Origin of the sequence: Pseudomonas sp. DD1 (assembly GCF_044510355.1) — a bacterium.
Lineage (GTDB): Bacteria > Pseudomonadota > Gammaproteobacteria > Pseudomonadales > Pseudomonadaceae > Aquipseudomonas > Aquipseudomonas shahriarae.
Genome location: NZ_MSAJ01000003.1, coordinates 69,587 through 79,197, shown reverse-complemented (window position 1 = coordinate 79,197; position 9,611 = coordinate 69,587). Strand labels below are relative to the sequence as shown.

Here is a 9,611-nt window from a genome sequence, read left to right as displayed (position 1 = left end):
CGCCACCCCCAGGGTGGCGCTTTTTTTTGCCTGGAATATCACAAGGCCGACAAAGGTATCGGTTCAATAGCTTGTTTTGATTCTCAATATCATTTAATAATAAATATCATTATCGAGTGAGCATGGGTCATGAGTTCTGTCCTGCACGAGGATCCCTACCTGGAAAGCTGGCGCTGGATGAGTCGTCAGATTCGCTGCGGGCTCAACCCTGACGAGCCGCGCCTGATCGAACACTACCTCAGCGAAGGCCGCTATCTGGCCTGTTGCACGGCCACGCACCCGTGGACCATCGCCGAAACCTCGTTCCGCCTGCTGCTCGACACTGCCACCGATATCGCCTTGCCCTGGCATTGGCGCTCCACATGCCTGGACCAGGCCTGGCGCCCGCTGCGCGACCTGGAAAACCTGTCTCACTGTGCCTGCCGCCTCAAGCGCTGGCAGACCTTTGCCTGGCAATTGGCGACTTGCGAACTGCAACCTTCGATTTCTCACTCCGACTTGGTGCAAGGATCTTCCGATGAGTAACACCCGTATCGAACGCGACAGCATGGGCGAACTACAGGTACCGGCCGACGCGTTGTATGGCGCGCAAACCCAGCGTGCGGTGGATAACTTCCCGATCAGCCACCAGCGCATGCCGACCCAGTTCATCCGCGCCCTGATCCTGGCCAAGGCCGCCGCCGCCAAGGCCAACGTCGATCTCAAGCAGATCAGCGCAAGCCAGGGCAAAGCCATCGTCGACGCCGCCCAAGGCTTGCTGGAAAGCGACTTCATGCAGCACTTCCCGGTGGATATTTTCCAGACCGGCTCCGGCACCAGCTCCAACATGAACGCCAACGAAGTGATTGCGACCCTGGCCAGCCGCCTGCTGGGCGAGCCGGTCAACCCCAATGACCACGTCAATTGCGGGCAAAGCAGCAACGACATCATCCCGACCACCATTCACGTCAGCGCCGCGCTGGTGCTGCATGAACAGACGTTGCCGGCGTTGCTGCATCTGGTTGCGGTGATCGAGCACAAGGCGGTGGAAGTTCATCCGTTCATCAAGACCGGGCGTACTCACCTGATGGACGCCATGCCGGTACGCATGAGCCAGGTGCTTGAAGGATGGGCGCAGCAACTCAAGGCCAATATCGCGCACTTGCAGGGCTTGCTGCCAAGCCTGCAGGCCCTGGCTCAGGGCGGCACGGCCGTTGGCACCGGTATCAACGCGCATCCTGAGTTTGCTGCGCGTTTCAGTCAGCAGTTGAGCAGCCTGACCCAGGTGCAGTTCACTCCGGGCAAGAACCTGTTTGCTCTGATCGGCTCCCAGGACACCGCCGTTGCCGTCTCCGGCCAACTCAAAGCGATTGCCGTGTCGCTGATGAAAGTCGCCAACGACTTGCGCTGGATGAACTCCGGCCCCCTTGCCGGTCTCGGTGAAATCGAACTCGAAGGTCTGCAGCCGGGCTCGTCGATCATGCCGGGCAAGGTCAACCCGGTGATTCCAGAGGCTACGGCCATGGTCGCGGCCCAGGTGATCGGCAATGACAGCGTAATCACCATCGCCGGTCAGTCCGGCAACTTCGAACTCAACGTGATGCTGCCGATCATCGCCCAGAACCTGCTCAGCAGCCTGGAACTGTTGGCCAACTCCAGCCGTCTGCTGGCAGACAAGGCCATCGCCAGCTTCAAGGTCAACGAACCCAAGCTCAAGGAAGCGCTGTCGCGTAACCCGATCCTGGTTACCGCACTCAACCCGATCATTGGTTACCAAAAGGCCGCTGAAATCGCCAAGAAAGCCTATCAACAAGGCCGGCCGGTGATTGATGTGGCGCTTGAGCACACCGACTTGCCCCGCAGCCAACTGGAAATCCTCCTGGATCCGGAAAAGCTCACGGCGGGTGGCGTGTAATCACCGACCCTGCTTTGGAGGCTCACCATGGAGCATTGGAAACGCACGATCGAACGGGCCAATCACTGCTTTATGCAGGGCGAACTGGTGGATGCCCGCGAGCATTACCTGCAAGCCCTGGCCCTGGCTCAAGTGTTGTTCGAGCGCTGGGGTGATGCCGACGAAGCCGTAGCCGCTTGCGTCATTTCCCATCACAACCTGGCGGACCTGCACCTGCGCCTGAACCAGCCGGAAGAAAGCGCGGAATACCTCTGCGCCATTCACCAGCGCTTGCTGCAGACCATGCAGGACACCCGGCTGCCTCAGCCTCTGCGCGAGGCGGCCTTGCGCCAGAGCAGCAAGACCTACGTCGAACTGTTGAATTTCATCAGCGATCACGGTGAATACCCCCGTACCCATCGCTTGCTAGGCAGCCATACGGCGTCGACGGATGCGCCGACCCGCAACAGCCCTTTTTATGGAGCACATTGATATGTCCTACACCCTGCCTGCCTTGCCTTACGCCTACGATGCCCTGGAGCCGCATATCGATGCGCAAACCATGGAAATCCACTACACCAAACACCACCAGACCTACATCAATAACCTCAATGCGGCGGTCGAAGGTACTGAGTTTGCTGACTGGCCCATCGAGAAATTGGTCTCCAGCGTCCAGCAACTGCCGGAAAAGCTGCGCGCAGCGGTGATTAACCAGGGGGGCGGGCATGCCAACCACTCATTGTTCTGGGCCGTCATGTCACCCAAGGGCGGCGGCAAGCCCGAAGGTGCCCTGGGCCAGGCGATTGATGAGCAGCTGGGTGGCTTTGACGCCTTCAAGGAGGCCTTTACCAAAGCTGCGCTGACCCGCTTCGGCAGTGGCTGGGCCTGGTTGAGCGTGACCCCGCAAAAGACCCTGGTAGTCGAGAGCAGTGGCAACCAGGACAGCCCGTTGATGAATGGCAATACGCCGATCCTCGGTCTGGACGTGTGGGAACACGCCTACTACCTGCTTTATCAGAACCGCCGTCCTGAATACATCAACGCCTTCTACAGTGTTATCAACTGGCCGGAAGTCGCTGAGCGCTACCAGGCGGCCCTCGCTTAATGACCTTTCATAACAAGACTTAAGGCCGACTATGGGCACTGAAACACTGGCGATCAGCAGCGTACGAATGTTTCGTTATGCGTTTGGCTCGCTGCTGCTGTTGGCGGGAACGGCATTGCTGGTGGCCCACGGGCTGGCCTGGCTGAACCTGGAGCCGCGGATCCTGCGCGCACTGCAAGGTGGCGCAATCTGCGCCCTGGGTACGGCGCTGGGGGCGGTGCCGGTGCTGGTGATCCGGCGGATGCCGTTGGCGGTCAGCGATACGTTGCTGGGCTTCGGTGCTGGAGTGATGCTCGCGGCGACCGCGTTTTCGCTGGTCGTGCCAGGGATCGCCGCCGCCGAAAACCTGGGGCTTACCCCCTGGGCGTCCAGTGGCCTGATCAGCTTCGGCATCATGCTCGGTGCCTTCGGCCTGTTTCTGGTGGACCGCAAGGTCTCCGGTGCCAGCCCGGAGATGCTGGTCGGTACGCCCGATAAACCGGTAATCCCGCCGCGTATCTGGCTGTTTGTGTTCGCGATCATTGCCCACAATATTCCCGAAGGCATGGCGGTAGGCGTTTCGGCGGGTGGCGGTATGCCCGATGCCGACAGCCTGGCCATGGGCATCGCCTTACAGGATGTGCCGGAAGGCCTGGTGATTGCGCTGGTGCTGGCTGGGGCGGGGATGTCGCGGGTCAAGGCATTCCTGATTGGGGCAGCATCCGGCCTGGTAGAGCCGGTGTTTGCCGTGCTCTGCGCCTGGCTGGTCAGTCTGGCCGAGATGCTGCTGCCTCTGGGTTTGGCCCTTGCGGCCGGGGCGATGTTATTGGTGGTGACTCACGAAGTAATCCCCGAGTCGCGACGCAATGGCCATGACAAACTTGCCAGCCTGGGGTTGTGCATCGGGTTTTGCCTGATGATGGCCATGGATACAGCGCTGGGCTGATGCCTAACGCAAAAAGCAATGTGGCAGCTGGCTAGTGTGGGAGCTGGCTTGCTTGCGATGCAGACACCTCGGCATAAAAAATGTGGGAGCGGGCTTGCCCGCGATAGCGGTGTATCAGTCAAGTATGTATCGACTGACTCCCAGCTATCGCGGGCAAGCCCACTCCCACATTGATTTGTGCTGCATTCAGGAAAGAAGGGCTATTCGCCTTCATCGAAGTAGTTGTTGATCAACTTCACCAGCGCATCCAACGCTTCCTGTTCCTGCTCACCCTCGGTCTTCAGATGAATCGTCGTGCCCTTGCCTGCGGCGAGCATCATCATGGCCATGATGCTTTTGCCATCGACCATGGACTCTGGCGTACGCCCGGCACGCACCTGGCAAGGAAACTGGCCCGCAACTCCGACGAACTTGGCCGACGCACGGGCATGCAAGCCCAGTTTGTTGATGATTTCAATTTCCAGAGCGGGCATCGCGAAGGTGTTCCTTTCAGCTGAGGTCGCGGTGGCGAACCTGGACATTCTTGAGGGTTTGCTGCAAGACCTTGCCCAGGCGCTCGGTCAGGTAGACGGAGCGGTGATGCCCGCCAGTGCAGCCGATAGCGATGGTGACATAGGCCCGGTTGCTGGCGGCAAAGCGCGGTAGCCACTTGAGCAGGTAGCTGGAGATATCCTGGAACATCTCCTCGACATCCGGTTGCGCCGCCAGGTAATCGGCAACCGGTTGGTCCAGCCCGGACTGATCGCGCAGCTCCGGCTTCCAGTAAGGATTGGGCAGGCAACGCACGTCAAATACCAGGTCGGCGTCTACCGGCATGCCCCGCTTGAAGCCAAAGGACTCAACAAGGAACGCGGTGCCGGGTTCCGGCTGGTTCAGCAGGCGCAGCTTGATGGCGTCACGCAGTTGGTAAAGGTTCAGGCTGGTGGTGTTGATCTTGAGGTCGGCCAGGTCAATGATCGGCCCCAACAGCTTGGTCTCGTCCTCGATGGCTTCGGCCAGCGAGCGGTGCGGGCTGCTCAGCGGGTGGCGGCGACGGGTTTCCGAAAAGCGCTTGAGCAGCGTTTCTTCGTCGGCATCCAGGTACAGCACGTCGCAATGGATATGCTTGGCGCGTACCTCTTCGAGCAATTCCGGGAAGCGCGTGAGGTGGCTGGGCAGGTTGCGTGCGTCAATGGACACCGCCACCAGCGGCTGTGCCAGCTCGGTATGGATCAAGGCGCGTTCTGCCAGCTCGGGCAGCAGGCCGGCCGGCAAGTTGTCGATGCAATAGAAACCGCTGTCCTCAAGTACGTTGAGGGCCGTACTTTTACCTGAGCCGGAACGCCCGCTGACGATGATCAAACGCATGATTACTGCCCGCTTTGCTCATCCAGGACAACCTGATACAGCGCTTCATTGGTGCTGGCGCTACGCAGTTTCTTACGTACTTCTTCACGATCGAGCATGCTGGCGATCTGCCGGAGCAGCTCCAGATGCGCATCGGTGGCCGCTTCCGGGACCAGCAGGACGAACAGCAGGTCAACCGGGGCGCCGTCGATGGCGTCGAAATCAGTGGGGGCGTCCAGGTGCAACAGGGCGCTCACCGGTGTTTCACAGCCTTTTAGGCGGCAATGAGGAATAGCGATGCCGTTGCCAAAACCGGTCGAACCGAGTTTTTCACGGGCAATCAGAGCCTCGTATACATCTTGCATCACCAGCTCAGGCACTTCGCGGCTGATCAGGTTGGCAATCTGTTCGAGGGCTTTCTTTTTACTGCCACCCGGCGCGTTCACGAGTGAACGGCCGGGGGTCAGGATGGTTTCAAGTCGAATCATGGGTGGGGAGTGTTAGCGGCCTGTGCCTTGAAGAAGGCTCTGCTGCTTTTCCTTATGCTTTTTGATTTGGCGATCCAGCTTGTCGGTCAGGTCGTCAATGGCGGCATACATGTCTGAATGCTCTGCATTGGCGACTACTTCCCCGCCGGGTATACGCAAGGTGGCTTCGATTTTCTGCTTCAGCTTTTCGACAGACATGATGACTTGCACATTGGTGATCTTGTCGAAATGCCCCTCAATTCGTTTGAGTTTCTCGCTGATGTAGGCGCGCAGCGGTTCGGTCACTTCCAGTTGGTGTCCACTGATGTTGACTTGCATACAGCTTCTCCTTCGTTGCCAGTGCATAAAGCGGCGGGTAGGAGTACCCGCCACTGGAACGCTATGGCCCGCCCGTCACATCAATCGCTTACGCTCGCTGGAAGGCGCGATCCCAAGGGACTCGCGGTACTTGGCGACGGTTCGACGGGCGACCTGAATGCCTTGTGCCTCCAGTAAACCAGCGATCTTGCTGTCACTCAACGGCTTTTTCTGATTTTCCGCCGCAACCAGTTTTTTGATGATCGCGCGGATCGCCGTGGACGAGCATTCACCGCCTTCGGAGGTGCTGACGTGGCTGGAGAAAAAGTATTTCAGCTCATATATACCCCGTGGGGTATGCATGAATTTTTGGGTGGTGACCCGGGAGATGGTCGATTCGTGCATGCCCACTGCTTCGGCAATGTCATGCAGCACCAACGGTTTCATCGCCTCGTCGCCATATTCCAGGAAGCCGCGCTGATGCTCGACGATCTGGGTGGCCACTTTCATCAGGGTCTCGTTGCGGCTTTGCAGGCTCTTGATGAACCAGCGAGCCTCCTGCAACTGATTGCGCATGAAGGTGTTGTCGGCGCTGGTGTCGGCCCGGCGTACGAAACCTGCGTATTGCGGGTTGACCCGCAGGCGCGGCACTGATTCCTGGTTCAGCTCCACCAGCCAGCGCTCGTTGTCCTTGCGCACGATCACGTCGGGGACGACATACTCGGCTTCGCTGGACTCGATCTGCGAGCCGGGACGCGGGTTGAGGCTCTGTACCAGTTCGATGATCTGGCGCAGGTCATCTTCCTTGAGCTTCATCCGACGCATCAGCTGGCTGTAGTCGCGGCTGCCCAGCAGGTCGATATAGTCGGTGACCAGGCGTTGGGCTTCGGCCAGCCACGGTGTCTTGGCGGGCAGTTGGCGCAGTTGCAGCAACAGGCACTCGCTGAGGTTGCGCGCGCCGATGCCGGCGGGCTCGAACTGCTGGATGCGGTGCAGGACCGCCTCGATTTCGTCCAGCTCGATGTCCAGTTCCGGGTCGAAAGCCTCGAGGATTTCTTCGAGGGTCTCGTCCAGGTAGCCCTGATTGTTGATGCAGTCGATCAGGGTCACTGCGATCAAGCGATCGGTGTCGGACATCGGGGCAAGGTTCAGTTGCCACAGCAAGTGGCTCTGCAGGCTTTCGCCGACGGAGGTGCGGGTGGTGAAGTCCCACTCGTCATCGTCGTTGCTGGGCAGGCTGCTGGCGCTGGTCTGGTAGACATCTTCCCAGGCCGTATCCACCGGCAGTTCATTGGGAATGCGTTCGTTCCATTCGCCTTCTTCCAGGTTATCCACCGTGGGTGCGGTTTCCTGGTAGGAGGGTTCCTGGACGTCGGGATTGGGTTTTTGCTCTATGTTGTCGGCCAGTGGGTCGGCATTATCGAAGTCGTCGCCTTCTTCCTGGCGTTCGAGCATCGGGTTGGACTCCAGGGCCTCCTGGATTTCCTGTTGCAGGTCCAGGGTCGACAATTGGAGCAGGCGGATGGCCTGTTGCAGCTGCGGTGTCATCGTCAGCTGCTGGCCCATTCTCAGGACTAGCGATGGTTTCATGGCAGGGGCTTAACACCTTATTCGCCGGCGCAATGCGCCATCCACGACAGGGCGCGTGAGCGCCAAACATAAGCAAATTATATGCCTGATATCGGGGGCTTTGCCTAGAGCGCGGTAACAATAAAAACAATAAGGTTTTTATTGACTCCCGCGCCTGATGGCGAATGTCCTGACACCCCAGTGTTTACAGGCGGAACTCGTGCCCCAGATACACTTCCTTGACCAGTTCATTGGCCAGGATGGTGGCGGAGTCGCCTTCGGCAATCAGTTGGCCGTCGTTGACGATATACGCGGTTTCGCAGATATCCAGGGTCTCACGCACGTTGTGGTCGGTGATCAGCACGCCGATCCCCTTGGCCTTGAGGTGATGGATAATCTGCTTGATGTCGCCTACCGAAATCGGGTCGACACCGGCGAAGGGTTCGTCCAGCAGGATGAACTTCGGTGCGGTGGCCAGGGCACGGGCGATTTCCACGCGGCGCCGCTCGCCGCCGGACAGGCTCATGCCGAGGTTGTCGCGAATATGGTTGATGTGGAATTCCTGTAGCAGGCTTTCCAGCTCCTGGCGGCGTCCGTCGCGATCCAGTTCCTTGCGGGTTTCCAGGATCGCCATGATGTTGTCGGACACTGACAGTTTGCGGAAGATCGACGCTTCCTGGGGGAGATAGCCGATACCGGCCCGTGCACGTCCGTGCATGGGCTGGTGGCTGACGTCCAGGTCGTCGATCAATACACGGCCCTGGTCCGCCTGGACCAGGCCGACGATCATGTAGAAGCAGGTGGTCTTGCCGGCACCATTGGGGCCAAGCAGGCCGACGATCTGGCCGCTGTCGATCGACAGGCTGACGTCGCGCACGACCTGACGGCTTTTATAGGCCTTGGCCAGATGCTGGGCTTTCAGGGTTGCCATTACTGGGCCTTCTTCTTCGGCTGGATAACCATGTCGATGCGCGGACGTGGCGCAGTGACCTTGGTGCCATTGGCGCGGCCGGCAGTGGCGACTTGCTTGACGGTGTCATAGACGATTTTCTCGCCTTCGGTCGAGTTGCCGTCGCTGCTGATCACTTTGGCGCGGTCAGTCAGTACGATGCGGTTCTGTGGCGCGTGATACTGGATGGTCACGCCGTAGCCTTTGATCGGACCTGGATCGGCGGCGTTTTGCTTCTGTTCGAAGTAGGCAAGGTTGCCCACCGAAGTCACGACGTCGATGTCGCCGGCCGGGGTACGGGTCAGGGTCACGGTGTTACCGGTAATCTTCATCGAACCTTGGGTGATGATGACGTCGCCCTTGTAGGTCGCGACACCTTGCTTGTCATCCAGCTGCGCATCGTCAGCCTGAATGTGGATCGGTTGCTGGCTATCGTTCGGCAGAGCCCAGGCGCTCACGCTTCCCAGTGCTGCGCCCAGACCGAGCAAAATAGGGAGGGTTTTAACGAGCCTCATACTGTCCTCTTACGTTCGATAGCAGGTGTATCCTGCTTTCTTTCAAATACGCTTTCATTCCCTTGCCAGTCGATACACCGCCAGCGCCGTCGATTCTAACGTCTTGCTCGGTCTGCGCATATTGCTTCTGTGGGAATACGGTCATGCGACTGCTGGTAATGATGGTGTCGCGCTTCTGGGCGTCGGTGCGCGCAACGCGCACCGAGTCGATCAGTTCCACTTCGGTGCCGTCCGGGTTGACCTCGCCACGCTTGCTGGTGACGTGCCACGGGAACTCGGTGCCGCGATACAGGTTCAGGTCCGGATTGGTCAGCAATGTGACCTCGGAAGCCTTCAGGTGTTCGACCTTGTCCGACGTCATTTCGTATTGCACCTTGCCGTCAGGCAGGAACTGCACGCTGTAGGCGTTGGTGGCGTAATAGTCGATGGCGCCCTGGTCGACCTGCGCAACAGGCTGGTCGAGGAAGCGCTCCGGGCTGATATTCCAGTAGCCCACCGCGAGGAACAGCGCGGCGATGGCTCCGAATATCAGGAAGTTGCGAATCTTTTTACTCAGCATAGAGG

General features: G+C 59.3%; 13 protein-coding genes. 5 read left to right on the top strand and 8 right to left on the bottom strand.

Features of this window, described 5'->3' with window-relative positions; translation table 11 throughout:
• Positions 1 to 129: 129 nt before the first annotated feature.
• The 5 genes from PSFL_RS02545 to PSFL_RS02525 are packed head-to-tail and all read left to right on the top strand — an operon-like array spanning position 130 to position 3,903.
• Complete coding sequence (locus PSFL_RS02545) at positions 130 to 525, top strand: hypothetical protein (RefSeq protein WP_057438105.1); 396 nt, start codon at positions 130 to 132, stop codon at positions 523 to 525.
• Positions 518 to 1,894, top strand: a complete 1,377-nt coding sequence (locus PSFL_RS02540) for a class II fumarate hydratase (protein ID WP_397469670.1) — start codon at positions 518 to 520, stop codon at positions 1,892 to 1,894. Before PSFL_RS02545 ends, PSFL_RS02540 begins: the two co-directional genes overlap by 8 nt.
• Positions 1,895 to 1,921: 27 nt before the next feature.
• Positions 1,922 to 2,365: a hypothetical protein gene (locus tag PSFL_RS02535; protein ID WP_057958459.1), complete on the top strand. Its 444-nt coding sequence runs from the start codon at positions 1,922 to 1,924 to the stop codon at positions 2,363 to 2,365.
• 1 nt (position 2,366) lies between these two features.
• Positions 2,367 to 2,978, top strand: coding sequence for a superoxide dismutase (locus PSFL_RS02530; RefSeq protein WP_397469669.1), 612 nt, complete (start codon positions 2,367 to 2,369; stop codon positions 2,976 to 2,978).
• Between the two features lie 31 nt (positions 2,979 to 3,009).
• Positions 3,010 to 3,903, top strand: coding sequence for a ZIP family metal transporter (locus PSFL_RS02525; protein ID WP_038443334.1), 894 nt, complete (start codon positions 3,010 to 3,012; stop codon positions 3,901 to 3,903).
• 200 nt (positions 3,904 to 4,103) lie between these two features.
• Here the strand turns inward: PSFL_RS02525 and PSFL_RS02520 are convergent, their stop codons facing one another.
• The 8 genes from PSFL_RS02520 to lptC all read right to left on the bottom strand — a co-directional run bounded on the left by PSFL_RS02520 (position 4,104) and on the right by lptC (position 9,606).
• Entirely contained in the window at positions 4,104 to 4,376 is a 273-nt protein-coding gene (locus PSFL_RS02520; protein WP_057438107.1) for an HPr family phosphocarrier protein, read from the bottom strand.
• A gap of 16 nt (positions 4,377 to 4,392) precedes the next feature.
• A complete protein-coding gene (gene rapZ / locus PSFL_RS02515; protein ID WP_200656241.1) occupies positions 4,393 to 5,250 on the bottom strand; it encodes an RNase adapter RapZ in 858 nt (285 codons plus the stop codon).
• 2 nt (positions 5,251 to 5,252) lie between these two features.
• Positions 5,253 to 5,717 carry a PTS IIA-like nitrogen regulatory protein PtsN gene (gene ptsN, locus PSFL_RS02510; protein WP_029291796.1) on the bottom strand — a complete coding sequence of 155 codons (465 nt, stop codon included), beginning with the start codon at positions 5,715 to 5,717 and terminating at the stop codon, positions 5,253 to 5,255.
• A gap of 12 nt (positions 5,718 to 5,729) precedes the next feature.
• Positions 5,730 to 6,035: a ribosome hibernation-promoting factor, HPF/YfiA family gene (gene hpf, locus PSFL_RS02505; protein WP_032860085.1), complete on the bottom strand. Its 306-nt coding sequence runs from the start codon at positions 6,033 to 6,035 to the stop codon at positions 5,730 to 5,732.
• Positions 6,036 to 6,110: 75 nt separating this feature from the next.
• Positions 6,111 to 7,604 (bottom strand): RNA polymerase factor sigma-54, encoded by a 1,494-nt coding sequence (locus tag PSFL_RS02500; RefSeq protein ID WP_057445159.1) that lies wholly within the window; start codon positions 7,602 to 7,604, stop codon positions 6,111 to 6,113.
• Positions 7,605 to 7,788: 184 nt separating this feature from the next.
• The gene (lptB, locus tag PSFL_RS02495; protein ID WP_029291791.1) at positions 7,789 to 8,514 is read right to left on the bottom strand and encodes an LPS export ABC transporter ATP-binding protein; all 726 of its coding nucleotides are present in this window, start codon (positions 8,512 to 8,514) and stop codon (positions 7,789 to 7,791) included.
• Complete coding sequence (gene lptA, locus PSFL_RS02490; protein WP_057438111.1) at positions 8,514 to 9,047, bottom strand: lipopolysaccharide transport periplasmic protein LptA; 534 nt, start codon at positions 9,045 to 9,047, stop codon at positions 8,514 to 8,516. The genes lptB and lptA overlap by 1 nt, the downstream gene beginning before the upstream one ends.
• A complete protein-coding gene (lptC, locus tag PSFL_RS02485; protein ID WP_057438113.1) occupies positions 9,034 to 9,606 on the bottom strand; it encodes an LPS export ABC transporter periplasmic protein LptC in 573 nt (190 codons plus the stop codon). The genes lptA and lptC overlap by 14 nt, the downstream gene beginning before the upstream one ends.
• Positions 9,607 to 9,611 lie beyond the last annotated feature (5 nt).

Excerpts from the sequence above, each read along its gene's own strand:
- PSFL_RS02545 (WP_057438105.1), top strand. The coding sequence starts at position 130 with ATGAGTTCTGTCCTGCACGAGGATCCCTACCTGGAAAGCTGGCGCTGG.
- PSFL_RS02525 (WP_038443334.1), top strand. The coding sequence starts at position 3,010 with ATGGGCACTGAAACACTGGCGATCAGCAGCGTACGAATGTTTCGTTAT.
- lptB (WP_029291791.1), bottom strand. The coding sequence starts at position 8,514 with ATGGCAACCCTGAAAGCCCAGCATCTGGCCAAGGCCTATAAAAGCCGT.
- PSFL_RS02530 (WP_397469669.1), top strand. The coding sequence starts at position 2,367 with ATGTCCTACACCCTGCCTGCCTTGCCTTACGCCTACGATGCCCTGGAG.
- hpf (WP_032860085.1), bottom strand. The coding sequence starts at position 6,035 with ATGCAAGTCAACATCAGTGGACACCAACTGGAAGTGACCGAACCGCTG.
- lptA (WP_057438111.1), bottom strand. The coding sequence starts at position 9,047 with ATGAGGCTCGTTAAAACCCTCCCTATTTTGCTCGGTCTGGGCGCAGCA.
- PSFL_RS02540 (WP_397469670.1), top strand. The coding sequence starts at position 518 with ATGAGTAACACCCGTATCGAACGCGACAGCATGGGCGAACTACAGGTA.
- rapZ (WP_200656241.1), bottom strand. The coding sequence starts at position 5,250 with ATGCGTTTGATCATCGTCAGCGGGCGTTCCGGCTCAGGTAAAAGTACG.
- PSFL_RS02500 (WP_057445159.1), bottom strand. The coding sequence starts at position 7,604 with ATGAAACCATCGCTAGTCCTGAGAATGGGCCAGCAGCTGACGATGACA.
- PSFL_RS02535 (WP_057958459.1), top strand. The coding sequence starts at position 1,922 with ATGGAGCATTGGAAACGCACGATCGAACGGGCCAATCACTGCTTTATG.
- ptsN (WP_029291796.1), bottom strand. The coding sequence starts at position 5,717 with ATGATTCGACTTGAAACCATCCTGACCCCCGGCCGTTCACTCGTGAAC.
- lptC (WP_057438113.1), bottom strand. The coding sequence starts at position 9,606 with ATGCTGAGTAAAAAGATTCGCAACTTCCTGATATTCGGAGCCATCGCC.
- PSFL_RS02520 (WP_057438107.1), bottom strand. The coding sequence starts at position 4,376 with ATGCCCGCTCTGGAAATTGAAATCATCAACAAACTGGGCTTGCATGCC.